Source organism: Pseudomonas retamae (assembly GCF_043496865.1).
GTDB lineage: Bacteria > Pseudomonadota > Gammaproteobacteria > Pseudomonadales > Pseudomonadaceae > Aquipseudomonas > Aquipseudomonas retamae.
Window position 1 is genome coordinate 99996 of the sequence record NZ_JBIEIL010000005.1, and the last position, 25812, is coordinate 125807.

18 protein-coding genes and 1 riboswitch are annotated in these 25812 nt (G+C 60.1%); of the genes, 13 read left to right on the plus strand and 5 right to left on the minus strand.

Features of this window, described 5'->3' with window-relative positions; genetic code table 11:
- Positions 1 to 33 precede the first annotated feature (33 nt).
- From ACGSLL_RS12180 to ACGSLL_RS12190, 3 genes are read left to right on the plus strand one after another with little or no spacing between them, the layout of a single operon-like run.
- Positions 34 to 492, plus strand: coding sequence for a tripartite tricarboxylate transporter TctB family protein (locus ACGSLL_RS12180; RefSeq protein WP_258450174.1), 459 nt, complete (start codon positions 34 to 36; stop codon positions 490 to 492).
- Between the two features lies 1 nt (position 493).
- Positions 494 to 2008, plus strand: coding sequence for a tripartite tricarboxylate transporter permease (locus tag ACGSLL_RS12185; RefSeq protein WP_258450175.1), 1515 nt, complete (start codon positions 494 to 496; stop codon positions 2006 to 2008).
- Positions 2001 to 3038 (plus strand): AbrB family transcriptional regulator, encoded by a 1038-nt coding sequence (locus ACGSLL_RS12190; protein WP_394506103.1) that lies wholly within the window; start codon positions 2001 to 2003, stop codon positions 3036 to 3038. The genes ACGSLL_RS12185 and ACGSLL_RS12190 overlap by 8 nt, the downstream gene beginning before the upstream one ends.
- 135 nt (positions 3039 to 3173) lie before the next feature.
- On the opposite strand, the gene ung is transcribed toward ACGSLL_RS12190, so the two are convergent.
- Positions 3174 to 3869 carry a uracil-DNA glycosylase gene (gene ung, locus ACGSLL_RS12195; RefSeq protein ID WP_394506105.1) on the minus strand — a complete coding sequence of 232 codons (696 nt, stop codon included), beginning with the start codon at positions 3867 to 3869 and terminating at the stop codon, positions 3174 to 3176.
- Positions 3870 to 4001: 132 nt separating this feature from the next.
- Between ung and ACGSLL_RS12200 the strand changes: the two genes are divergently transcribed.
- Positions 4002 to 5114 carry an enoyl-CoA hydratase/isomerase family protein gene (locus tag ACGSLL_RS12200; protein ID WP_394506107.1) on the plus strand — a complete coding sequence of 371 codons (1113 nt, stop codon included), beginning with the start codon at positions 4002 to 4004 and terminating at the stop codon, positions 5112 to 5114.
- A 67-nt stretch (positions 5115 to 5181) separates the two neighbouring features.
- On the opposite strand, the gene ACGSLL_RS12205 is transcribed toward ACGSLL_RS12200, so the two are convergent.
- The 4 genes from ACGSLL_RS12205 to ACGSLL_RS12220 form a co-directional block, all read right to left on the minus strand.
- On the minus strand, positions 5182 to 10722 hold the full coding sequence (locus ACGSLL_RS12205; RefSeq protein ID WP_394506109.1) for a calcium-binding protein: 5541 nt from the start codon (positions 10720 to 10722) through the stop codon (positions 5182 to 5184).
- 2 nt (positions 10723 to 10724) lie between these two features.
- Entirely contained in the window at positions 10725 to 11579 is an 855-nt protein-coding gene (locus ACGSLL_RS12210; RefSeq protein WP_394506111.1) for a hypothetical protein, read from the minus strand.
- A 1-nt stretch (position 11580) separates the two neighbouring features.
- Positions 11581 to 12825 (minus strand): glycosyltransferase family 4 protein, encoded by a 1245-nt coding sequence (locus tag ACGSLL_RS12215; protein WP_394506113.1) that lies wholly within the window; start codon positions 12823 to 12825, stop codon positions 11581 to 11583.
- A 195-nt stretch (positions 12826 to 13020) separates the two neighbouring features.
- Positions 13021 to 13422 (minus strand): hypothetical protein, encoded by a 402-nt coding sequence (locus tag ACGSLL_RS12220; protein WP_093103835.1) that lies wholly within the window; start codon positions 13420 to 13422, stop codon positions 13021 to 13023.
- Positions 13423 to 13818: 396 nt separating this feature from the next.
- A riboswitch (guanidine-I (ykkC/yxkD leader) is annotated at positions 13819 to 13919 on the plus strand.
- A gap of 63 nt (positions 13920 to 13982) precedes the next feature.
- Here ACGSLL_RS12220 and ACGSLL_RS12225 point away from each other — a divergent pair.
- The 9 genes from ACGSLL_RS12225 (at position 13983) to ACGSLL_RS12265 (ending at position 25785) form a co-directional block, all read left to right on the plus strand.
- The gene (locus tag ACGSLL_RS12225) at positions 13983 to 15050 is read left to right on the plus strand and encodes a putative urea ABC transporter substrate-binding protein (protein ID WP_258450180.1); all 1068 of its coding nucleotides are present in this window, start codon (positions 13983 to 13985) and stop codon (positions 15048 to 15050) included.
- 18 nt (positions 15051 to 15068) lie between these two features.
- Positions 15069 to 15884 (plus strand): ABC transporter permease, encoded by an 816-nt coding sequence (locus tag ACGSLL_RS12230; protein WP_394506116.1) that lies wholly within the window; start codon positions 15069 to 15071, stop codon positions 15882 to 15884.
- Positions 15881 to 16669: an ABC transporter ATP-binding protein gene (locus tag ACGSLL_RS12235; RefSeq protein WP_394506118.1), complete on the plus strand. Its 789-nt coding sequence runs from the start codon at positions 15881 to 15883 to the stop codon at positions 16667 to 16669. The genes ACGSLL_RS12230 and ACGSLL_RS12235 overlap by 4 nt, the downstream gene beginning before the upstream one ends.
- A 25-nt stretch (positions 16670 to 16694) precedes the next feature.
- The gene (locus ACGSLL_RS12240; protein ID WP_394506120.1) at positions 16695 to 17420 is read left to right on the plus strand and encodes an urea amidolyase associated protein UAAP1; all 726 of its coding nucleotides are present in this window, start codon (positions 16695 to 16697) and stop codon (positions 17418 to 17420) included.
- An 11-nt stretch (positions 17421 to 17431) separates the two neighbouring features.
- Entirely contained in the window at positions 17432 to 18073 is a 642-nt protein-coding gene (locus ACGSLL_RS12245) for an urea amidolyase associated protein UAAP2 (RefSeq protein WP_394506122.1), read from the plus strand.
- A 275-nt stretch (positions 18074 to 18348) separates the two neighbouring features.
- On the plus strand, positions 18349 to 21993 hold the full coding sequence (gene uca / locus ACGSLL_RS12250; protein ID WP_394506124.1) for an urea carboxylase: 3645 nt from the start codon (positions 18349 to 18351) through the stop codon (positions 21991 to 21993).
- Between the two features lie 26 nt (positions 21994 to 22019).
- Complete coding sequence (atzF, locus tag ACGSLL_RS12255) at positions 22020 to 23792, plus strand: allophanate hydrolase (RefSeq protein WP_394506126.1); 1773 nt, start codon at positions 22020 to 22022, stop codon at positions 23790 to 23792.
- Positions 23793 to 24074: 282 nt separating this feature from the next.
- Positions 24075 to 25562 carry a sensor domain-containing diguanylate cyclase gene (locus tag ACGSLL_RS12260; protein WP_394506128.1) on the plus strand — a complete coding sequence of 496 codons (1488 nt, stop codon included), beginning with the start codon at positions 24075 to 24077 and terminating at the stop codon, positions 25560 to 25562.
- 4 nt (positions 25563 to 25566) lie between these two features.
- Positions 25567 to 25785, plus strand: coding sequence for a cysteine-rich CWC family protein (locus tag ACGSLL_RS12265; protein WP_394506490.1), 219 nt, complete (start codon positions 25567 to 25569; stop codon positions 25783 to 25785).
- Positions 25786 to 25812: the final 27 nt, after the last annotated feature.

A 25812-nucleotide genomic window follows, 5' to 3' on the forward strand; every position in this document is an offset into this window, starting at 1 on the left:
TCTCCTTCGCGGGGACGTCGCACAGGAGCTCCCATGCTTATTCAACGTATTTTCGCCGCAGTGTTGCTGCTGGCTTGCGCCGGCCTGGCACTGATGGCGTGGCCGTACCAAGCGGCTTTTTCCTACGAGCCGGTCGGCCCGCGCGCCTTTCCGCTGCTGATGCTCGGCCTGATGGGGCTGGCGCTGCTGTACATGGTGTTCCGTCCGGCGCCGATCAAGCACAACCCGGATGAGCCGCCGCTGGACCGTGAAAGCCTGACCAAGATCGGCCTTTGCGTGGTGCTGTTGCTGGTGTTCGCCGGCACCTTCGAGCCGCTTGGTTTCATCATCGCCAGCATCCTCACCGGCGTACCGATGGCCCGTCTCTATGGCGGCCGCTGGCTGCCGAGCGTGGTGATCATCAGCCTGATGGCGATCGGTCTTTATCTGCTGTTCGACCGTTTGATGGACGTTCCGCTGCCCCTTGGCCTGCTCAGCGTTCTGGAGAACTGAAATGGATACTCTTGGCTATTTGGGTCAGGGTTTTGGCGTCGCGCTGAGCCCGTATAACCTGGTGACCGCGTTGTGCGGCACGCTGATCGGCACCGTCGTTGGCCTGTTGCCGGGCCTGGGCCCGATCAACGGCGTGGCGTTGCTGATTCCGATCGCATTCGCCCTCGGCCTGCCGCCGGAATCGGCGCTGATTCTGCTCGCGGCGGTGTATCTGGGTTGCGAATACGGCGGCCGGATCAGCTCGATCCTGCTGAACATTCCCGGCGAAGCCTCTACCGTGATGACCACCCTGGACGGCTATCCGATGGCGCGCAAAGGCCTGGCTGGTGTCGCATTGTCGCTGTCGGCCTGGAGCTCGTTCATCGGCGCGTTCATCGCCACCTGCGGCATGGTGCTGTTCGCGCCGCTGCTGGCGAAATGGGCGATTGCCTTCGGCCCGGCGGAATATTTCGTGTTGATGGTGTTCGCGATTGTCTGTCTCGGCGGCATGGCCGGGGATCGACCGCTGAAAACTTTTATCGCGGCACTGATCGGCCTGTTCCTTTCCACTGTCGGCATCGACGCGAACAGTGGCGTGTACCGTTTTACCGGCGACAACATTCACATGACCGACGGTATCCAGTTCGTCGTGTTGGTATTGGGTCTGTTCTCGATCAGCGAAATCCTCCTGCTGCTGGAAAAAACCCACCACGGCCAGGAAGCGGTAAAAGCTACCGGGCGCATGATGTTCAACTTCAAGGAAGCGGCGTCGGTATTCACGGTCAACCTGCGCTGCGGCGTGCTCGGCTTCATCATGGGCGTATTGCCGGGTGCGGGCGCGACCCTCGCCAGTGCCGTGGCCTACATGACCGAGAAGCGCATCGCCGGCACCAGCGGCAAATTCGGTGAAGGCGACGCCCGTGGCCTCGCCGCGCCGGAAACCGCCATTGGCGGCGCAGCATGCGGTGCACTGGTGCCGATGCTGACCCTCGGCGTTCCGGGTTCCGGCACCACTGCGGTGATGATCGGCGCGTTGTCGCTGTACAACATCACTCCGGGCCCGCTGCTGTTCCAACAGCAACCGGACATCGTCTGGGGCCTGATCGCGTCGTTGTTCATCGCCAACATCATGCTGGTGATCCTCAACATTCCGATGATCCGCGTCTTCACCCGCATCCTCGCCGTGCCGAACTGGGCTCTGGTGCCTGTCATCGCGATCATCACCGGGATCGGCGTCTATGCGGTGCACGCCACCACCTTCGACCTGTTCCTGATGATCGGGATCGGCATCTTCGGTTACATCCTGCGCAAGCTGGATTTCCCGCTGTCGCCGCTGTTGCTCGGTTTCATCCTGGGCGAGTTGATGGAGCAGAACCTGCGTCGTGCCCTGTCGATTTCCAACGGTGCACTGGAAATCCTCTGGTCGAGCCCGATCACCCTCGGCTGCTGGATCCTCACGGCGATCATGCTGCTGATGCCGATCCTGCGCATCTGGCGTAAACGTTCGGCTGCGCGTCGCGCCCTCGCCGATGTTTGATCGCTCGGCCCTCAAATCCTGGTGGGGAACACCGCTGGTCGGTCTGCTTGGCGGTTTCCTCGCCAGCCAGATCGGCTGGCCGTTGCCGTGGATGGTCGGCTCGTTACTGGCGATCATCCTCGTGCGCTGCCTGACCCCTTGGCAGCTCACGGAAATCCCTGGTGGACGCAAGTGCGGCCAGTGGATCGTCGGCATCGGCATCGGCCTGCACTTCACCCCGCTGGTGATGGAGCAGGTGCTCAGTCATTTCGGTCTGATTTTCTTCGGTGCGCTGGTCACCAGCCTGTCGGCGGTGGTCGGCGTGTGGTTGATGCGGCGCACCGGCGAGGACCGCGCCACGGCATTCTTTTCCAGCATGCCCGGCGGCTCGGGCGAGATGGTCAACCTCGGCGCGCGCAACGGCGCTTTGCTCAGCCACGTCGCGGCGGGGCAAAGTCTGCGGGTGCTGGTGGTGGTGTTGTGTGTGCCGGCCGCGTTCAAGTATCTGCTCGGCGACGGCACGCCGATTTCTCATGCGGGCAGCGTCGACTGGCGCTGGCTGGCGATTCTGTTTCCGGCGGGCGCCCTGCTCGCCTGGCTCTGGCAACGTCTGCGCCAACCCAATCCGTGGTTGTTCGGGCCGTTGCTGGTGAGTGCGGCGGTGAGCATCGGCTGGGACCTGCACATCGGTTTGCCCAATGGCGGCAGTCAGATCGGCCAGTGGCTGATCGGCAGTGGCCTGGGTTGTCATTTCAACCGGGAGTTCTTCCGCCGTGCGCCGTCATTCATGGGGCGCACGTTGATCGGCACGGCGCTGACCATGTTGATCGCTTCATTGGCAGCCCTGGGTTTGAGCGCCTTGACCCATCTGGATCTACGCTCGCTGACCCTGGGCATGATGCCCGGCGGGATTGCCGAGATGAGCCTGACCGCAGAAACCCTGCAATTGTCGGTCCCGCTGGTGACGGCGATGCAGGTGATGCGGCTGTTGTTCGTGCTGTTTCTGGCGGAGCCGTTGTTCAAGTACTGGAATCGTCAGCCCGAGTCCTGACTGACTGATCGTCAATTGATCGTTAACTGATCGTTCCCACGCTCTGCGTGGGAATGCAGCCCGGGACGCTCTGCGTCCCAAAAGCGGACGCGGAGCGTCCATTGAGGCATTCCCACGCGGAGCGTGGGAACGATCTTATGCGAGAGGCGGCAGGCGCCACTCGATCGGCGTCTCGCCATTCTGCTCGAGAAACTTGTTCGCCCGGCCAAAGTGCCCGCATCCGAGAAACCCGCGATAAGCCGACAACGGCGAAGGATGCACCGAAGTCAGTACCAGATGCTTGGTGGCATCGATCAGCTTTTGCTTGCTCTGCGCATGCGCGCCCCAGAGCATGAACACCAGATGGGGCTGCCGCTCGCTGACCACTTCGATGATGCGGTCGGTGAAAAACTGCCAGCCCTTGTCCTTGTGCGCATTGGCGTTGGCGCGCTCGACGGTCATGGTGGTGTTGAGCATCAACACGCCCTGATCGGCCCAGCTCTGCAAATAACCGTGATTGGGAATGTCGATGTTCAGGTCGCGCTTCAACTCTTTATAGATGTTGACCAGCGATGGCGGCGCCGGCACGCCCGGCTGCACCGAGAAGCACAAGCCGTGGGCCTGACCGGGGCCGTGGTATGGGTCCTGGCCGAGAATCACCACTTTGACGTTATCCAGCGGCGTCGAATTCAGTGCGTTGAAGATCATCGGCCCCGGCGGATAAATCTCCTTGCCGGCCGCGCGCTCCTGCTGCAGAAACTGGCGCAACTCTGCCATGTACGGCTGGTCGAACTCAGCACGCAGTGCCTCCTTCCAGCTCGGTTCGAGTTTGATACGGTCGTCAGCAGTCATGGTCATACCCGGCAAAAACAATGGGGCGAACCCTAGGAAAGCCGACCACGCTTGTCAATTGATCTGACGCAGATCCGGCACTTTCCCCCACAACGATCATACTGATCGTTCAAATTCCCGATCGAGGTCACGATGAATCTGCACTTCGAAGAACTCACCGGCACCGACGGCGCGCGTATCGGCATTGCCAGCCTGGATGCCGAAAAGTCGCTGAACGCACTGTCCCTGCCGATGATCAACGCCCTCGGCGACAAGCTCAGCGCCTGGGCCAATGACCCGCAAATCGTCTGCGTGCTCCTGCGTGGCAACGGCGCCAAGGCGTTTTGTGCCGGCGGTGAAGTGCGCAGCCTGGTCGAAGCCTGCCGCGCCCATCCCGGCGAAGTCCCACCGCTGGCGGCGCAGTTTTTCAGTGCTGAATATCGTCTGGACTACCAACTGCACACTTACCCCAAACCGTTGATCTGCTGGGGCCACGGTTACGTGCTTGGCGGCGGCATGGGGTTGTTGCAAGGTGCGAGCACGCGGATCGTCACGCCGAGCAGCCGTCTGGCGATGCCGGAAATCACCATCGGGCTGTATCCGGATGTCGGCGCCAGTTGGTTTCTCGCGCGGCTACCGGGCAAGCTCGGCCTGTTCCTCGGTTTGACCGGCGCGCACATCAATGGCCGTGATGCGCTGGATCTGGGTCTGGCCGACCGTTTTCTGCTCGACGAGCAACAACCGGAATTGATCAAAGGCCTGTTGCAGCTCAATTGGCAGGAACAGACCGGCATGCAACTCAACAGCCTGCTCAAGGCCCTGCAACAGGAAGCACTGGCGCAGATGCCCGAAGCGCAGTGGCTACCGCGTCGCCAGCAGATCGACGAATTGCTCGATGTCAGCGATGTCACCTGTGCCTGGACCGCCATCAGCCTGCAACGCGACAGCAATGACCCGTTGCTTACCCGCGCAGCGAAGACCATGAGCGAAGGCTCGCCGCTGACTGCGCATCTGGTCTGGCAACAGATCATCCGCGCACGGCACATGTCGCTGGCTGAAGTCTTTCAGATGGAATACACCCTGAGCCTCAACTGCTGCCGGCATCCGGAATTCAGCGAAGGGGTGCGTGCGCGGTTGATCGACAAGGATCAGAAGCCGCACTGGCACTGGCCGGATATCAATAACGTGCCGGAGGCGGTGGTGGAGGCGCACTTTCATAAAGCCTGGGAAGGGCGGCATCCGTTGGCGGATCTGACTCAGTATTGAGATGGCTCGTGGCCCGCGATGGCAACTGGGTCTGCATCGCGGGCTGGCTCATCGTGCGCCTTGTTACTCAGACATTCAGTTCATAGAACTCGATGATTTCCGTGATCGCCTGTTGGGCCTCATCGTCGCCCTTTTTCAAAATGTCTTCGACATCCCTCAAGGGCGGGAGAGGATGTAGTCGTTCCACGATTTGCGTCGCGGTGTAGTCTTGAATCGCTGTTCCTTCGCTGACCCTGATGAATCCGATCGAGCTTCCGACTCCGGTAAAGTGCCCGAAAACCCGAATCTTGGGCGCCATGCCGTAATCCACGACAATCACCAGATCGTCGTGCTCACGGTGAAACTTCAAATTGTCGATCGTCAGCCTGCCTTGGGAAAAATCGATTCCATCCAGGCCGCCGCCGCTGTTGATGATCACATCTCGGCCGAGGCCATCGTATTGGTAAATATCATTGCCAGCGCCGCCGGACAGCGTGTCATTGCCTGGCCCACCTAATAGAAGATCGTCACCCTGGCTACCTGTAAGCACGTCGTCCCCTTGCATGCCTCGGATTTCGCCCGCGCCGATTATCGTGTCATTGCCACGACCGCCCACTAGTGGAAGTGCTCGTCCGTCTCGCAAGGAGGTGAACCGGGTGGGATTGTTGACGATTACGCCAGTCTGAAAAGTGTCGGGTGCTGGGCCCAACTGACTGGACTCCAGAAGCTGCTGCAAACCAACGCTCGTCCCGTCAGCAAACTGGACGCATTCAATTCCTGTTCCTTCCAGATCACCAGCCTCAGACAGGACGATGCGGACTTTCTGCGTTCCACCCCATTGGATATCGAGCGTCGGGTAGAGCATTTTCGCCCGAGGTGGTTGGCGGTAAGCCGCGCGCGCCGGGTCGGGTTCCAGCTCGACACGGGTAGTTTCAATCAGCGCCGCCCCCCAGCGCAATTGCAGCGCATCGCGCTTCGCTTCTGCTGGTAGAACGACTGTATCCTGATCGGCCAATCCGTACTGGTCTTTCCACCCAGCCACGCCGACTTCCGGCCGATGGAAAACAGGGTTCAGCACATCCGCAATCGTGGTGGTCGCGCCGGCATGCGCCTGAATGATGTAGGTGTCGGCGCCGTCTTCACCGTAAAGCCAGTCATCGCCTGATCCACTGACCAGATAGTCCGCGCCTTCGCAACCCAGCAACGTATCGTCACCGGCTCCGGCGGATAAATACGCGCCCGGTGTTCTGTGACCGACAGTGCCGTAGTCGAGCGGAGAACCTGCACAAGCGACGATTAGATCGTTTCCCCCACCACCATGGAAAACATTTTCGACTTCGACATTAATCCGCCCGCCGGCATCGTCGCCCTGGACGATTTTGCGTTTGATGGTTGCCGTCTCCAGGTTGCGGCGAAACTCCTTGCGCTGCGTTTCGCCCGTTCTGAAGCTTTCAGCGGGATAGACGTACCAGCCTTGAAGGGCACCGGAGTCATTTCTGTCTTCGACCAGAACATCTCCGGCGTTGAACGAAAAGCCACCGGCTGAACCGGATCGATAATAGCCCGGCGCCTGGCTTGCGCGTGGTGTCGCGCCCTCGGCTTTTACCTGTTTCTGTTGCGTCTCGGTTGTGACGTTAGACTGCCTTTCACTGAACACTGCTTGCCCGCCATGTATCCCCATCCATGGCGGCGTTTCAGACAATGTTCCCGTTTCGATGCGGTCATCAATCAGCTCGGTGTGGGTGATGTACCCGGTGTCGCTGGTGGTGATATGGCTACGAACCCAGACACCGTGTTCATTCAAGGCAAAACCGGTGGCGTGTCTGCGGGTAGAGCGCTGCGACTCGATCTGCGCGAGGAATTTTTCGCTCCAGTCAACGTGTGGATCGGTTGCAACAGGGCGTTGCGCCGCAAGGGTTTCATCGTCTGGCTGAACGGCAACCTCAACGTGGCCTTCATCGACAACGTCATTGGTTTGCATGGCGGTGACAACTTCAGATGCGGATGACTCAGGCACCGGCATCGGTGGCAGTGTTTTGCGCAACACTTCTTCATAGCCCAGGACAACGCCGTCATTGAAGCTGAAAGTCGAATCCTTCCACTTCTCGTGGTGCTTGATGAGCAGCGCGTCGCCGGTACCGTTGGTCAGCCGCATTACCGTGCCGGTCGTCACTTCAAGGATGTCGGCTTTCAGGCCTTGCGCTGAAAAGCCTGCGCCGAATCTGACGATGTTTCTGCCACCAGAATCAGTGACGACATCCAGGCCATCGCCAGCGCCGAAATAATAGAGGTCCGCACCTTCCAGCCCTACCAGCAGGTCATCGCCTGCCCCGCCATCAAATACGTTATCGCCTGAATCGCCGCGAAGGTGGTCCCTTCCGTCTCCGCCCAATAACGTGTCGTTGCCACCGCCTCCGAGCAAGGTGTCGTTGCCTGAGCCGCCGTCGAGATAATCGGCGCCGTGACTGGTTTCATCCGTTTGGCCATAGTCGCCGACCAGAAGGTCATCGTCGGCGCCGCCATACAGCGTGTCGTCGCCGAAACCACCCAGCAACGTATCATTTCCGTCATCGCCCTGGAGGTAGTCATCGTTGGCTCTCCCTGGTTGCAAATTCGCGGCATCGCCATCCAACGCATCGCGTCCTGCGCCACCGATCAATGTATCGGAGCCCCCCATGCCGCGCAGGGTGTCGTCCCCCTCGCCGCCATCAAGGAAGTCATCACCGTGGTACTCAATCGGATCGGTAAGATAGTCTGCAGTCAGGTCGTCGTTACCTGCTCCGCCGAATAATCGATCATCGGCGCCGCCGCCCCAGAGCGTGTCGTTTCCTGCACCACCTTCCAATAGATCGCGCCCATAGCCATGAGCAGCGTCAACGGCGCTATCGGACGGAGCCCAGTCATCCCCTTTCAGGTCGTCATTTCCAGGCCCGCCATACAACACATCGCTGCCACCGTTGCCTGCGAGTTGATCATCACCAGTGCCGCCCTCCAGCACATCGTTGCCGTGGTGTTCGATTGGAAGTCCACCTGACCAGGCGAGGTTGTCTCCCAATAAAATATCGTTACCGCTTCCTCCGACTAGCGTGTCATCCCCGCCATCTCCGGCAAGCAAATCATCTTCCGTTCCACCGTCGAGCAGATCTGCGCCCCAGCCTCCATTAAGAGCATCCCGACCGCCCTGACCGTAAAGAACGTCACTGTCACCTTGTGGCGGACTAGTCAAAGAGGCCTTGGAAAACACGGTGCGGTGTTGGGAAACATCGCCCACAAGATTCTTGATTTGTTTGAATCCCCATCCCTCATTTACGAAACCGGTCGTCTCGTCTCCGGATAAAACGTCGTCACCTGCTCCCCCAATCAGCGTGTCTTGATTGTTTCCGCCCAACAATACGTCTCGGGTGGCACCGCCGATCAGCAGGTCATCGCCCACACCGCCATCAAGCCAATCGCCGCGGCCCGCTTTGCCCTTTGAATCGCCGGTGGCCAAGGCTTTCTCTAACGTCGTCTGCTTGTCACCAAACAGTCGATCATCGCCAGCCTTGCCGAACAAACGGTCAGAACCACCCATGCCGAGAATGACGTCGTTTTTAGCGGAACCATAAAGTACGTCTGACTTGTTTCGGTGTTTCACATCGGCAAGCAACACGACGTTGCCTAAGTTATCGAAGGAAAGCTGATCGCCGGGGACATCGAGTTCGGCATCTTTAGCTTTCCAGTCCCCCTGAAGCGTCAGGTCCGCGATGGTGACTGACTGCCCCCGGTATTCGGGAAGACGGATGCCAAGTATTCCAGGCTGGAAGTTCCTGATAACAACCAGATCGTTCAGGCCATATTTGATATTCAGCGTGTGTTCAACAAGCGTCATGGTGATGGCCTGGTCCTCGGTAGACCAGATATTGCTCAATGGCGCGCGGCGCTTGAGTGAAGGAATGGGCGAACCGTTGATCCATAGCTGCCCATTTACGTTGGCATCGACAATCTCGTCGATGCCATCGCCGCTGGAAAACGCGTAGCGATCATTGCCCTCGCCTCCGAACAATGAGTCGTTACCCTTTCCACCCACCAGAACATCATCACCGGCCATTGCGTATAGCGCGTCATTGCCGTCGCCTCCGGTCAATGAATCATTACCGCGTCCACCTTCGATAACGTCATGACCCGCTGCACCATTGATCGTGTCATTACCCGAGCCGCCATACAGGTGATCGCTGTTTGATCCGCCGGCGAAAGAGCGCCCGCCGTCATCACCGAACATGGCCAGCGGGTTCAATACACCGGTGGTCATCGGCGCCTGTTTGCCGGATGCGAGATCGGAGTAGGAAAAGCTTTGCAGCGAATGTTCTGCGAACGTGCCCTGGGTTCGGGCGATCAACCGGGCCAGCATCTGCGCACGATCCGCCAGCCACTGCGCGGTGATAAAACCTTCGCCAGTGTGCGGATCGTAAAGTTCGAGTTTGCGGTCGGGATAACCGTCGGCTCGCTCTATGACGATTTCACTGAGTTGCTGCAAGGAATTGCGCAACGCCAAGCCGAGCGGCGTTGTCTCGCCTGCCAGTTTTGCCCATGCATTGGCATTGCCGAACTCGCCTATTGTCCGGGTGACGATGCTTTGCGACTGCTCCGGGGAAAACGCCGAGAAAAACGCATAAGCGTTGGCGGCGAAGGTTGCATCGGTGGTGGGTGGGGCAGAAGAATCGCCATCGTAAGTGCGCTTGAACATGTCGAGAAATTCGTTCTGGCCATAGCGCAATATCAGGTCAACTACGGCGGCAACAGGTGTGCCTTTCACTACATGCTGAATCAGCGGACTCACACTGCCACTGGCGAGCGCGATATTGATTTGCTCGGGTACGACCGAGAGCAGACTTTGCAGTGGATTGACGCCGAAATTATTGATCGCCGCTCGCAGGCCGACGCTGTAGGCGTCGATGGAGAAGAGAATGTTTTTATAATCGTCGAGCCGGTTGGGTTTTGCCTGAAGGGGTGGTCCGTCATCTTCCCCGTTCGAATCACCGGCGGAAATCAATCGCCAGGTTTCATAGGGAGGCTTTCCACCTAACAAGCTGAAACCGACCGTTCCGGACCAACCGGCATTGCGGCTAACGGCAGTGTCGTTCTCGCCGCAATCTTCACTGAAAAGCGCCTTGCCAATTGCACTGGCATCGATCTCTGCAATCTGGCTGATGGACGGGACAGTCCAAGGTGCGAGTCGACCAGCGAGGGAGCCATTGATCAGGGTGTTGATGAAATTAACGGCGACCTGATTGGACGACAATTGCATGAGGTCTTGATCGAAGATTTTATTCAATCTCAGTTCGCCTTGCCGCGAGGTGTAACCGCGAATCAGGGCGGAGTAAGCACCGTTTCCACCGTTGGCATCAATAGCTACGGCCAGCCAGAGTTTGGCGCTTTTCAGAACTTTTCCAGCCTCATCGTCGGCAGCAGCAACTTCAGAAACCTTTCCCTCAATGATATCGAGCAGCTTGCGATAAAGGGGCGCACAGTCAGCTCCTGCAAGCTTCAGCGCCTCGTACTCTATTTTTTCTGAGCGCAGCCTCATACCTTTGCAAATATTGGCCGTGTTAAAAATATTTGTTTTTTCCATATCGTTAAAAACATAACTCATCGTTACTTCCTTGTAATAACAGAGTGTGAAAGATAATCACTGAGATACTTGAGCATCTCAGGTGCTTCGCGTAATGACGACAGGCTGAGATCTACGCTACCGTGCCCCCCAGCAAAGTCAAAGCTATCCAGTTTGACAGTGCAGTAAAAATTCAGCTTTCCAAAATCCAGATTCTCCAATTCGGCTCTGCTGAACTTTGCCAATTTCTCGTCAGTTAGTTTTTCCTCGGAAGCCGGGCGAATCAAGCCGTCACAGTCTATCAACCGAGGTGTACCATCACGCCGCGGCCAGCCAGTAATAACAAATGTTCTGACAGAACCCTCATTCTTGAAATGAGGTGCTGGAGCATTTAGCCAAATCTCCAGCCCCGGATAATTATTCAACTTCACAATTAACTCATCCGGCCAGTTGATGTGGCGATAACCTCGCTCATGGGGCTCGTTGGTTGCTTTTCTTGTATAAAGCCCGGCGTTCAACTTATAGAGACGCCAACTTGCAGGGATCGATTCCAAGCCCTGACTCTGGTACCGATGGATACCCGTCCCGGTCCACCAGAAAAAACCCTTCAGAGCAATCGCCAAACAAGCTTTCTTATTCACCAATTCCGGCATGCCAACGTAAAACTCCGGGACCAGCGTCTTATCCACATAAGCGCCGCCCAATATCGGCACCTGTTTCATGCTCGCCAGCTTCTGTTGACAGGCCTTCTGGTCCCCTTGATAGATTGCCGCCGCCTCAGCGGACTGTTCTCTGCGAATATGAAATTCCGCAATGCAATAACAGACATATACGAACAAGCCAAACTTCAATAACCTTTTAAGCCACTTGACCGCTTGCTTACGCGAGATCACGAGCATTTCAAATCCCCGCCCCAAACCGAACAGCAGTTCGTTTACCGTTAAGCCCCGACGTCGCGCTTTCAAACAGCTCAAAATATTGCTTCGTGCCGGCCACTACATCGAATTTGCTCGCGGTCCGCTTTGCCGCGGCTTGCATAGCTTTATGTACACCGCACGAGTTCAATACCTTGCTGACGCTTTCAGCAATCGCCTGACAGTCAAAGAAATCAACCAGCAGTCCATTAACCCCGTCTTGAATCACTTCCATTACCGGAGCCGTATCCGAAGCGACTACCACGCAACCGGAAGCCATCGCTTCCAATAACGACCACGACAACACAAACGGGTAGGTCAAATAAACGTGAACCGTGGAAAGCTGCAGAATCGCTCTATATGTTTGATAAGGAAGTTTTCCGGTGAAATGCACTCTGGAATGATCGAACTTCACTTCGGCCAGCATTCTGCAACGCCAATTGGCATATTCAGCCGGCATCCGTCCGTAGCTGACTTCATCCCCTCCCACGATGACTATCCGGACGCTGGGACACGCAGCCTGAATACGCGGGATCGCTCGCATGAAACTGTGAAAGCCGCGATACGGTTCAAGGTTTCTGGCGACATAGGTAACGATCGGCTGTCCGGCTTTGAGCTTGGCCCCACAGGGCAACACAACAGACTCGACTTGCACGACGCTCTTGTTCTGAACAACACCTTCGTGGATGACCCTGATTCTGGATCGATAAGCTTCAGGAAAGAGACTGCGCTGCCAGTGCGTAGGCGCGATCGCCAGATCACATTGTTCAAGATTCAACAGATGCATCGAGTTGAGCACTCGAAGCCTTGAGGACTCCCTCTCATCACGTGCAAATTCGGGATCGAACCCGGAGTCGGCGCCGTGGGCCCGATAGTAGTACTCGCAATAGTGGACAAGCGGCGTATCGGCAAAGACGTCTTTGACGAAGAGCGTTTCACCCCAGCCGGGATGAGCAAGGATTACATCGGGTCGATAGCCCGCCTGTTTCAGGCGGGCCAGAATTGCAAAAACCTTCTGACCATCGAGCACCGCTTGCTCGTAGCGGATCAGATAAGGGTGAACGTTTGCGGGTGTTTTTCTGCCAGCTCGATAGCGGAACAATTTCACCCCGGCAAGACCTGGTGCAGTGTCCCGGCCTATCGCCACAACCTCGTCACCGCGGGCAATCGCAGCCAGCACCACATGGCGGAACTGGCCCGGAAAATTCTGGTGAACAACAAGCAGCTTCATCGCGGTAACGTCCGTTTTCGCCGCTATCGAGCTGAGATTTTCTCGCGTCGTTCGGCACCTGCAAACGCTAACAAATGCCCTGAAACGAAAATGTAGGAAGCGTCTGTGAATGGCCTGGGAGATGGCTACCGGAGCGCTTTTCTGGCAGGCAAAAAAAAGCGGCGCTTGATGCGCCGCTTTTTCATTTGCGGGTGATTACCAGCGATTGCCCCGGCCGTTGTAATCACGGCGACCGCTGTGGCGATCGTAGTTGCCGCGACCGCGGTGGTCATTGTCCCAACCGCCGCGACGGTGGCCTTCCCAGCGTCCGCGATCATTGCCGTGCCAGCGGCGGCTTTCGTAATAACGCGGGGCCGGTTGGTAGTAGCGCGGCGCCTGGTAGTAACGCGGTTGCTGGTAATAACGTGGTGCGGGCTGATAGTAACGCGGCGCCGAATAGTACGTGCTGCCGCCCCGGTAATACGTGCCCCCTGTGTTGTAGTAGGCCGGTGCGGGTGAGGTGTAGACCTCGGAATAATACGAGTCCGCGTAGGAGTACGGGACGCAACCGGCAACGGAAAACATCAACGCAGCAAGCAGAAGAATTCGTCTATACATGGCGGCCTCCTGGACCGCGGGTGGGCCACGCCAGCGACGCTGGCAGGCATCAGTCGTTTATCGGTGACTGACGAAAAATCAGACAGCGATTTCGGCATCTGGTGCGTTCTTGCAACAAGTTGAAACAAGTGATCGATGAAAGGTTATTCATCAACGCAAAGCCGTCATTCATGCGCTGATTGATAGCCCTGATCGATAAATCCACCGCACTGATATCGCCGCCCGCAAACGCTGCACGACGGTGCAGTCGCGCACCAACACAAAGCGCAGCGATTGCGCTAACCCAACAGCCATCTTCCGTGAGCCCCCGCGCCAGAGGCCTCGAAGCAACTTGGCACGCCTCTCGCTTTAGCAACCTTGTGCAGGAGTCATCACAGGTTCGCGGCACCACAATTTGCAATGGCTGACTAGGGTTCCGGCTCGCATTCGCGAGTGGCTGGTCCGAGAGTTGGCGACCTCCAGTTGAGGTTACACGGCGGGACAAAAGCCCGGGAGACAAGCCACCGTTCGCGGTGCCGCGTTGCCTTCCTGTCCGCCCTCGATCAACTGGAGAACTCACCATGACCCGACTACGTTTGCCCGCCCTGCTCGCCGCCGCATTCGCCGCGCTGCTCAGCACACAATCCTTCGCCGCTCAAAAAGACCATTTCAGCGTGTGCTGGACGATCTACGCCGGCTGGATGCCATGGGAATACGCTGGCAGCCAGGGCATCGTCGACAAGTGGGCGAAGAAATACGGGATCAAGATCGACGTCGTGCAGCTCAACGATTACGTCGAGTCGATCAACCAGTACACCGCCGGCCAGTTCGACGGTTGCACCATGACCAACATGGATGCGCTGACCATTCCGGCTGCCGGTGGCGTCGACAGCACCGCGCTGATCGTCAGCGATTTCTCCAATGGCAATGACGGCGTCGTCCTCAAGGGCGAGGGCAAGAAAGTCGCCGATCTCAAGGGCATGGACGTCAATCTGGTCGAGCTGTCGGTTTCGCACTATCTGCTGGCCCGCGCTCTGGACTCGGTCGACCTGACCGAAAAAGACCTGAAAGTGGTCAACACCTCCGACGCCGATATTTCTGCCGCTTTCAACACCGATGAAGTCAAGGCCGTGACCACCTGGAACCCGATGCTGTCGGACATCAAGGCCAAACCCGGCGTAACCGAGGTGTTCAACTCCAGCCAGATTCCCGGCGAAATCATGGACATGATGGTGGTCAACAGCGCCACCCTCAAAGACAACCCGGCGCTGGGCAAAGCGCTGACCGGCGCATGGTTCGAAGTGGTCGCGCTGATGAACGCGAAGAACGCTGCGAGCAAGGCCGCACTGGAACACATGGCCAAGGCCTCGGGCACCGACCTCGCCGGATTCCAGGCGCAACTGGACACCACCAGATTGTTCGCCACGCCAGCCGAAGCGCTGAGCTTCGCCACCAGCAAACAATTGCCGGACACCATGCGCAAGGTCGCCGAGTTTTCCTTCGAGCACGGTTTGCTCGGCGAAGGCGCGAAAGACCCCAGCGCGGTCGGCATGAGTTTCGCCAACGGCGTGACCAGCGGCGACACCGGCAATCTCAAGCTGCGTTTCGATCCGACTTACGTGCAGATGGCCGCCGACGCCAAGCTGTAAGCCACGGAGGATTTGGCCATGCGCCTGATCAATCGCCACCCGGATCGCCCGAGTCGCCTGCTGCTGGTGCTCCTGCCGTTCGCCCTGGTGCTGTTCGCCTACTTCACCGGCTCGGCCGAGCGGCTGGCGGACAACCCCAACGACAAACTGCTGCCCAGCGCCGCGCAGATGACCGATGCGGTAAAACGCCTGGCCTTCACTGCCGACAGCCGCACCGGTGATTACCTGTTGTGGCAAGACACTGCGTCGAGTCTGCGGCGCCTGGCCATCGGCCTTGGCATCGCTGCACTGGCCGGGCTGTGCCTGGGCATCGCCGCCGGCACACTGCCGCTGTTTGGCGCACCGTTGTCGCCGCTGCTGACGGTGCTGTCGATGGTGCCGCCGCTGGCGATCCTGCCGATTCTGTTCATTGTTTTCGGTCTGGGCGAATTGTCGAAAGTCATGTTGATCGTAATCGGCATCACCCCGGCCCTTGCCCGCGATCTGGAACAACGCGCCCGAGAGATTCCCGTCGAACTGCTGATCAAGGCGCAAACCCTCGGTGCTTCGACCTGGACGCTGATGCTGCGCGTGGTGCTCCCGCAATTGCTGCCGCGCCTGCTGATCTCGCTGCGGCTGATGCTCGGTTCGGCGTGGCTGTTCCTGATCGCCGCCGAAGCGATCGCTTCGACTGACGGCCTCGGCTATCGGATCTTCCTCGTTCGCCGTTATCTGGCGATGGACGTGATTCTGCCGTACGTGGTGTGGATCACCCTCCTCGCCTGGCTGATGGACTGGGGCTTGAAACGCCTGACGCAACGCGCCTTCCCTTGGTATGAGGGGGCCGGCAAATGAGCTTCATCACGGTGAAAAACGTCTGGCAGCAATACGCCGATCAGGTCGTGCTGGAGGGTTTGAACCTGAGCGTCAACGAGGGTGAATTCTGCACCTTGGTCGGCGCGTCCGGTTGCGGCAAATCAACGTTCCTGCGCCTGCTGCTCGGCCAGGAAAGTGCCAGTCGCGGTGAGATTCTGCTCGACGGTCAGCCGCTGGCCAGCGAGCCGGACGCCAGCCGTGGCGTGGTGTTCCAGCGCTACTCAGTGTTCCCGCACCTGAGCGTGCTCGACAACGTCGCCCTCGGTCTGGAACTGCCGCACGCGCCGTTGCTCGGCCGGTTGTTCGGCAGCGCCAAGCGCGACGCGCGCGAGCAGGCGGCGGCATTGCTGGGCAAGGTCGGCCTCGGTCATGCGCTGGACAAGTACCCGGCGCAGCTCTCCGGCGGTATGCAGCAACGGCTGGCGATTGCGCAGGCACTGATCATGAAACCGCGCGTGCTGTTGCTCGACGAACCGTTCGGCGCACTCGATCCGGGCATCCGCAAAGACATGCATGCGCTGCTGCTGGAGCTGTGGCGCGAGACGCGTTTGACGGTGTTCATGGTCACTCACGATTTGTCCGAAGGCTTCAACCTCGGCACCCGCCTGCTGGTGTTCGACAAGGTCCGCCTCGACCCGCACGCACCCGGCGCCTATGGCGCGCGCATCACCTACGACATCCCTTTGAACAGCGACCGCCGCGCCCAGCGCGCCGCCGTCGACGCCCTGCCGCTGCCCCTGGCCGGCACCCTTCGCACCGCTTGAGAGGACTGCATTGATGAACACGCCAATGACTGATTCGACCCAATTGTTCCCGCCCTTTGCTGAAGAAGTGCTGCCCGGTGGCGGCCACCGCTCGTTCGTGCTCAAGCGCGGCCAACTGCTGCGCCTGACCGACCTGCGCGGCGGCGCCAACGTCAGCCTGACCCTGCTCAATGCCAACGAAAAAACCGAACGGCTGAACCTCCCCGACAGCCTCAAATGCCAACACACCGCCAAGCTCACCAGCGGCCATTGCCTGTACTCGGACATGGGCCGTGTACTGGCCGCGATCACCGCTGACACCTGCGGCTGGAGCGACAGCCTCGGCGGCGTGCTCTGCGCGCAGGAAGTCGCAGAAAAATACGGGCAGGGCCGCTATCAGGAACTGCGCAACGGCTTCTTCCGCAACGGCACCGACAATCTGCTGGTGGAACTGGGCAAGTGGGGTCTGGGCCTGTCCGATCTGCTGATGACCCTCAATCTGTTCAGCCGGGTGAACGTCGATGAGGCCGGACGATTCCACTTCGTCGAAGGCAACTCCAAGGCTGGCGACTACATCGAGTTGTACGCGCCGATGGACACCCTGATGGTACTCACCGCCCTGCAACACCCGATGGACCCGGCGCCAGACTACGCGCCAAAACCGCTGAAGCTCAGCTGGATGAACGCTGACGCCAGCGTCGCCGAGCACTGCCGCACCTCGCGTCCGGAAAACCAGCGCGGCTTCATCAACACCGACCGTTTGTTCGCCTGAGGATCGCTGCCATGTCCGTTGCAATCGCCACTTCGCAAAAACAACCCGACGCTGCGGTGTACCGCGCCACCATCCCGGCGGGCGAGCCGTGGCTGCTGGAGGTCAAGGCCGGCCAGACCCTGCGCATCCTCGATCTGGAAGGCAATCAGGCCATCGACACCTTGTTCTACAGCCTCGCCAACCCCAAGGAACGCTACGACGTGCAGCGCACCCTGCGTCGGCAGAACAGCGTGTATCTGAGCACCGGCAGCGTGCTGTATTCCAACCTCGGCCAGCCGATGCTGACCATCGTCGCCGACACCTGCGGGCGCCACGACACCCTCGGCGGCGCCTGCGCGCAAGAGAGCAACACCGTGCGCTACGCCCTGGAAAAACGCTACATGCACAGCTGCCGCGACAACTACCTGCGCGCCTGTGCGCACGACGGCCGACTGAGCAAAAGCGACATCGGCCCGAACATCAATTTCTTCATGAACGTGCCCGTCACCGCGGATGGCGGGCTGACCTTCGAGGATGGTATTTCCGCGCCGGGCAAGTACGTCGATTTGCGCGCGGAGATGGACGTGATCGTGCTGATTTCCAACTGCCCGCAGTTGAACAACCCATGCAACGCCTACAACCCGACACCTGCGGAGTTGCTGGTATGGAACTGAAAATCAGCCGGTTGCGGCGTTGGCTGTTTGCCCTGTGCCAGGCCCGGTCCGGGCAGTGTGTGAAATCTACCAAACACCACTGAACCTGTGGGAGCGAGCCTGCTCGCGAAGGCGGTGTGTCAGACCCATCAATATTGATTGATTTGACGCGTTCGCGAGCAGGCTCGCTCCCACAAGGGTGTTGTGGTGGTTTGGAGAACGCTTTCCATCCGGGACGGCCCGGATGTCTGTCAAAAAACAGCGGGACGGCCCGCTTCCCCTTCAGGGGTTATGCCATGTTCGAAAAAGTCCTGATTGCCAACCGTGGCGCCATTGCCTGCCGCATTCTGCGCACCCTCGCGCAGCTGCAAGTGCAAGGCGTGGCGGTGTACTCCGAAGCCGATGCCGCCAGCCTGCACATCCTGCAGGCCGATCAAGCCCACAGCCTCGGCGAGGGCGCGGCGGCCAATACCTATCTGGCGGTCGAGAAGATCCTCGCGGTCGCCCGGCAAAGCGGCGCCACAGCGATTCATCCCGGTTACGGATTTCTCTCGGAAAACGCCGCGTTCGCCGAAGCCTGTGAAGCGCAAGGCATCGCCTTCATCGGCCCGACGCCTGAGCAGTTACGCGTGTTCGGCCTCAAGCACACCGCCCGCGCCCTGGCCAAACAGCACGGAGTGCCGATGCTCGAAGGCACCGAGCTGCTCGACAGCCTCGACGCCGCGCTGATCGCTGGCGAACAGGTCGGCTACCCGGTGATGCTGAAAAGCACCGCCGGCGGTGGCGGCATCGGCATGCGCGTATGCCGCAGCGCCAGCGAATTGCGCGAATCCTTCGACGCGGTGAAACGTCTGGGCCAGAACAATTTCAGCGACGCCGGAGTGTTCATCGAAAAGTACATCCAGCGCGCCCGGCACCTGGAAGTGCAGGTGTTTGGCGACGGTCGCGGCGAAGTGATCGCCCTCGGCGTGCGCGACTGCTCGGTGCAGCGGCGCAACCAGAAAGTCCTCGAAGAAACCCCGGCGCCGAACCTGCCGCACGGCATGGCTGAAGCACTTTGCGCGGCGGCGATCAAACTGGCGAAAGCGGTGAATTACCGCAGCGCCGGCACCGTCGAATTCGTCTTCGACAGCGAGGCGCAGCGCTTTTATTTCCTCGAAGTGAACACGCGTTTGCAGGTTGAGCACGGCGTCACCGAACAGGTCTGGGGCGTCGATCTGGTGCGCTGGATGGTCGAGTTGGCGGCCGGTGATCTGCCACCGTTGAGCGAGCTGTATCGTGAACTGCAACCCGAAGGCCATGCGATTCAGGCGCGGCTGTACGCGGAAGATCCGGGGCGCGATTTTCAGCCGAGCCCGGGCTTGCTGACGGCGGTGCAATTCCCACCGGCCAACGGTGTGCAGTTGCGCATCGACACGTGGGTCGAGGCCGGTTGCGAGATCCCACCGTATTTCGATCCGATGATCGCCAAGGTCATCAGCTGGGCGCCGACCCGCGAACAGGCGCGCGCCGAGTTGCATCAGGCGCTGGGTGACAGCGTGCTGTACGGCGTTGAAACCAATCGCGACTACCTGCGGCAGATTCTCCTCGACACGCCCTTTGCCAGCGGTGAGCCGTGGACCCGTTGTCTCGAGCATCTGGTCTATCGCGCAAACACCTTCGAAGTGCTTAGCGCAGGCACGCAAACCAGCGTGCAGGACTATCCCGGTCGCCTCGGTTACTGGGCCGTCGGCGTGCCGCCCTCGGGGCCGATGGACAGTCGCGCGCTGCGCCTGGGCAATCGCCTGCTCGGCAACCCCGACGGCGCGGCGGCGCTGGAAATCACCATGAGCGGGCCGTTGCTGCGTTTCAATTGCGAGGCGGTGGTGGCGGTGACCGGCGCAGCACTGACGCTGACCCTCGATGGCGCAGACGTGCCGATGAACACCGCGCTGTTGATCCCGGCCGGCGCGACCTTGCATCTGGGCAGCATCAGCGCCGCCGGCGCACGTAGTTATCTGTGTCTGCGCGGCGGCTTGCAGGTGCCGGATTATCTGGGCAGCAAAAGCACCTTCACGCTCGGCCAGTTCGGCGGGCATGGCGGTCGTGCGTTGCGTGCCGGCGACGTGTTGCATGTTCCAGCACTCAGCGATCGTAGCAGCGGTCAGCAACTGGCCGAACAGCACGTCACCGTGTTGCCGGACGTGCGTCAGATCCGGGTGATCTACGGCCCGCACGGCGCCCCGGAATACTTCACGGAAAACTACATCGACACGTTTTTCGCCACCGAGTGGGAAGTGCATTTCAACTCCAGCCGCACCGGTGTACGCCTGATCGGGCCGAAGCCGGAATGGGTGCGCGCGGACGGCGGTGAGGCGGGTCTGCATCCGTCGAACATTCATGACAACCCGTATGCGATTGGCGCGGTGGATTTCACTGGCGACATGCCGGTGATCCTTGGCCCGGATGGTCCGAGCCTGGGCGGGTTCGTGTGCCCGGTGACGGTGATCGAAGCGGATTTGTGGCAGTTGGGGCAGCTCAAGGCGGGCGATAAAATCCAGTTCATTCCGGTCGATCTCAAGACCGCACGCGATCTCGCCCTGAAATGGGATCAATGTAGGAGTGAGCCTGCTCGCGAAGAGGCCATGCCGGTCAACATCGATTTGTCTGCTACACCGCTTTCGCGAGCAGGCTCGCTCCCACAGAGTCTGATATCGCCTGTGGTTCTTGACCTGAGCCGTGGCGATCAGCGACTGGTTGCGCGAGTTTCTGGCGACACTCATCTACTGCTGGAAATCGGCGAACCTGAGCTCGACCTGGTCCTGCGCTTCCGCGCCCACGCCCTGATGCAGGCGGTGGAGGGCAAAAACCTGCACGGCGTAATCGACCTCACCCCCGGCATCCGCTCGCTGCAGGTGCACTATCAGCCTGAGCAACTGCCACTGGCCGATCTGCTTGGAATCATCGCCGGCGAGTGGGACGCGGTGTGCGCCGCCAAGGACCTGCAAGTGCCGTCGCGCATCGTCCACCTGCCGCTGTCGTGGGATGACCCGGCGTGCCAGTTGGCGATCGAAAAATACATGACCACCGTGCGCAAGGACGCGCCGTGGTGCCCGAGCAATCTGGAGTTCATCCGGCGCATCAACGACCTGCCGAACCTCGACGAAGTGCAGCGCACAGTGTTCGATGCAAGCTATCTGGTGATGGGCCTGGGCGACGTCTACCTCGGTGCGCCGGTGGCGACGCCGCTTGATCCGCGCCATCGTCTGGTCACCACCAAATACAACCCGGCGCGCACCTGGACGGCAGAAAACTCGGTGGGCATCGGTGGTGCCTATATGTGCGTGTACGGCATGGAAGGCCCCGGCGGTTATCAGTTTGTCGGGCGCACATTGCAGATGTGGAATCGCTACCGCGACGTCGTCGCCTTCGACGGCAAACCGTGGCTGCTGCGCTTCTTCGACCAGATTCGTTTCTACCCGGTCAGCGCCGAGGAACTGCTGCGCATTCGTCGCGATTTCCCGCTTGGGCGCTTCGAACTGAACATCGAACACAGTCAGCTCAACCTTGCCGATTATCAGGCGTTCCTGAGTCGTGAAACGCCGAGCATCGACGCCTTTCGTGCTCAGCAACAAAGCGCCTTCAACGCCGAGCGTGAGCGCTGGATCGCCAGCGGCCAGGCGCATTTCGACAGCGAAGAAGTACATGCCGAAACCATTGAAGATGCGCCGCTGGCGGCCGGCGAACACAGCGTCGACAGCCACATCGCCGGCAATCTCTGGCAGGTGCAGGTCGAGGCCGGCCACCGGGTTGCCGCAGGCGATGTGCTGGTGATTCTCGAGTCGATGAAGATGGAAATCCCGGTGCTCGCACCGCTGTCCGGGGTGGTCCGCGAGATACGCGTGCAACCCGGTTCGGCGGTGCGCGCCGGCCAACGGGTCGTGGTGCTGGAACTCGACTGAAGCCCATTCTGAACAAGGAATAACTGATGAATCTGCAACTCGATGCCCTGCGCCAGGCCTACCGCAATGGCGACACCACACCGCGGCAACTGCTCCTGCAGCTGCGCGAAAAAGCCGCCGCGCTGAACCCCGATTATCACCTGTTCATCCACCTGCTCAGCGCCGCAGAACTGGAACCGTATCTTGCCGCCCTCGACGGCCGCGACCTCGACAGTCTGCCGCTGTACGGCGTGCCGTTCGCGATCAAGGACAACATCGATCTGGCCGGCATCCCGACCACCGCCGCGTGTCCGGAGTTTGCCTACGTACCGCAGCGCTCGGCGACCATCGTCGAACAATTGCTGGCGCTGGGCGCGATTCCACTGGGCAAGACCAATCTCGACCAATTCGCCACCGGCCTCAATGGCAGTCGCTCGCCCTATGGCGCCTGCCCGAACAGTGTTTTGCCTGAATTCCCCTCCGGCGGTTCCAGCGCCGGTTCTTCGCTGGCGGTGGCATTGGGCGTGGCGAGTTTTGCCTTGGGCACCGACACCGCCGGCTCCGGGCGAGTGCCGGCGGCGCTGAACAATCTGGTTGGACTGAAGGCGAGCAAAGGCCTGATCTCGACGGCCGGCGTGCTGCCGGCGTGCCGCACGCTGGACTGCGTCACCACGTTTACCGCGACGGCACGTGAGGCCAGTCAGTTGCTGGCATTGAGCGCAAAACTCGATCCGCGTGACGAGTACAGCCGCCGCAACCCGACGTGGAACGACGGCTCGGCGTTCGGCGCGCCACGGCCGTTTCGCTTTGGCGTGCCGCGCGCGCAGGACCTCGAGTTCTTCGGTTGCACCGAAGGTCCGCGGTTGTTCGAGAACGCCGTCGAGCGGCTCAAGGCGCTGGGTGGCGAAGCGGTGGAACTCGACCTGTCACCTTTCCTCGAAGCGGCGCGTTTGCTGTATGACGGGCCGTGGGTTGCCGAGCGTTACAGCGTTGCCGGTGAACTCATGGAGCAGAATCCGCAAGCAGTCTTGCCGGTGATCCGCGCCGTTCTGGCCAAGGCGCCGGCGGTGACCGGCGTGCAGACGTTCCGCGCGCAGTATCGGCTGCAGGCGCTGAAAGCGATCTGCGATCAAGCGCTGGAGAACCTCGACTGCGTGCTGACTCCGACGATCGGGCGCCCGGTGACACTGGCTGAACTCGACGCCGAACCGGTGCTGCGCAACTCCGAACTGGGTTACTACACCAACTTCATGAACCTGCTTGATTATGCCGCCGTCGCCGTACCGAGCGGGTTCATGGCCAATGGATTGCCGTGGGGCGTGACGCTGTTTGGCCGGGCGTTTACCGACCAGTACCTGTTGAGCGTGGCGGATGCGTTGCAGCGTCAGCAGGATGCAGACTTGCCGGTACCGGCCACCGTGGCGCGCAACGATCAAGCGCGCATCGTGGTGTGCGGCGCGCACCTGCAAGGGCTGGCATTGAACTGGCAATTGACCCAGCGTGGCGGGCGCTTGCTGGAGTCCACGTTCAGCTCACCGGACTATCAACTGTTCGCGCTGGCTGGCGGCCCGCCATTGCGCCCGGGCATGGTGCGCGTCAAGGACGGCGGTGTGGCGATTGCCGTCGAGGTGTGGGAGTTGCCGAGTAGCGAGTTGGGTTCGTTTCTCACCGGCATACCGGCGCCGCTCGGGTTGGGCAAGGTGCAACTGGCGGATGGGCGCTGGGAGAGCGGTTTCATCTGTGAGGCGTATGGGTTGGAGGGTGCGCTGGATATCAGCCATTTGGGGGGATGGCGGGCGTATCTGGCTTCTCGGGGCTGATCCGAAGGTCGCCCTCACCCTGGCCCTCTCCCCCAAGGAGAGGGAACTGACTGCAGTGCTTTTCAATTCGTCGCCATTCGCTGATACCGAGCCGAGTTCAGATCTGGTAGTCGCCACAATCAAGCCCCCTCTCCCTCCGGGAGAGGGCTGGGGTAAGGGCCTGCGATCTAACTGACACACCGCAGAGTCAGATCCCGCGCCATTTCCGGCACAAATCCCGCAGTCTTTTCCTGGCCATGCCACTAAAATGCTTGCCATCGGGCCACTGCCAACGGATCTGCCATGCCGCTTCGTTCACCGCTGTACTCGCAACGCTCACTGGTGCTGACCCTGGTCGCGCTGCTCGGCGCCGGCTTCCTCGCCACCTCGCTGCTGAGCTACTACGCCTCGCGGGCGTCGATCCGCGACAACATCGTCAACACCGAACTGCCGCTGACCTCCGACACGGTCTATTCGGAAATCCAGAAGGATCTGGTCCGGCCGATCCTGATTTCTTCGATGATGTCCCGCGACACGTTCATGCGCGACTGGGTGGTTAACGGTGAGCAGAACCGGGAACAGATGACCCGCTACCTCGACGAGGTCATGACCCATTACGGCGCCTACACAGCGTTTTTCGTCTCCGACAGCACGCACACTTACTACCACGCCAAGGGCGTGCTCAAGCAGGTCAAGGTCGACGAGCCGCGCGACGCCTGGTACTTCCGCGTGCGCGACATGAAAGACCCGTACGAGATCAACGTCGACCCGGATCTGGCCAACAAGGACAACCTGACGTTTTTCATCAACTACAAGGTTTACGACTACCACGATCGCTTCATCGGCGCGGCGGGTGTCGGGCTGACCGTCGACGCGGTGATCAAGCTGATCGACAAATATCAACAGCGCTATCAACGCAGCGTGTACTTCGTTGACACCTTTGGGCGCCTGGTCCTGACCGGCGCCGAGGGCGGGCCGCAAGGTGCGCACATCGGCCAGAGCCTCGGCGAACTGGACAGCATGAAGAGCCTGATCAGCCAGTTGCCGAAACCGCACAGCGGCAGTTATGAATATTCCACCCACGGCCAGGGGCATTTCCTCAACGTGCGGTTTATTCCGGAGCTGAACTGGTACCTGTTCGTTGATAAACGTGAAGACGGCGCGTTGAGTGAAATCCGTCAGTCGCTGTACCTCAATCTGTTGATCTGCCTGCTGGTGACGTTGATCGTGCTGGTGCTGCTCAACCGCGTGATCAAACGCTACCAGAACAAAATCCAGGCATTGGCTACCCTCGACAGCCTCACCGGCCTGCCCAACCGCCGCGGCTTCGATATTCTTGCCGCGCAGGCTTTGCACGAAGCCCAGCGCGAGACGAAACCGCTGACTGCGCTGCTGCTCGACCTCGATCACTTCAAGGCATTGAACGACACCCATGGTCATATGGCTGGCGATCAGGTGTTGCTCGGCTTCGCCCGTGATCTGCAAAGCTGTCTGCGCCATGCCGACATTGTCTGCCGCTGGGGCGGCGAGGAATTTATCGTGTTGTTGAAGGACACCGACGGCGACACCGGTCAGAAAATTGCCGAGAAGATCCGCCAGCACGTCGAGCAACACGAATATGCCTACAACGGCCACAGCCTGAATCTGACCGTCAGCATCGGCGCCACCACCGTGCAACGCGATGACACCTTGCATAGTCTGCTGTCGCGGGCCGATCATGCGATGTACCGGGCCAAGCACACCGGCCGCAACCGCACCTGCGTGGAAATGCCTCACTCGACTTATGCCTGATGACATTGCAAAACCCGACCTTTGCCCGGCCTGCGGCGCTCGCAACGACTGCAGCCTGGCCGACCCGCGCACGGCCGACCGCGCATGCTGGTGCTACGGCGTGACGATCGACCCGGCGGTGCTCGAGGCACTGCCGCCAGCGCTGCGCAACCAGTCCTGCCTGTGTCCACGTTGCGCGCAGGTCGAGGCGCAACTGCAAGCAGGCCGGCGCCCGATCCCGTAAGATGCGCGGCCGTTTAGCCGTTGAATG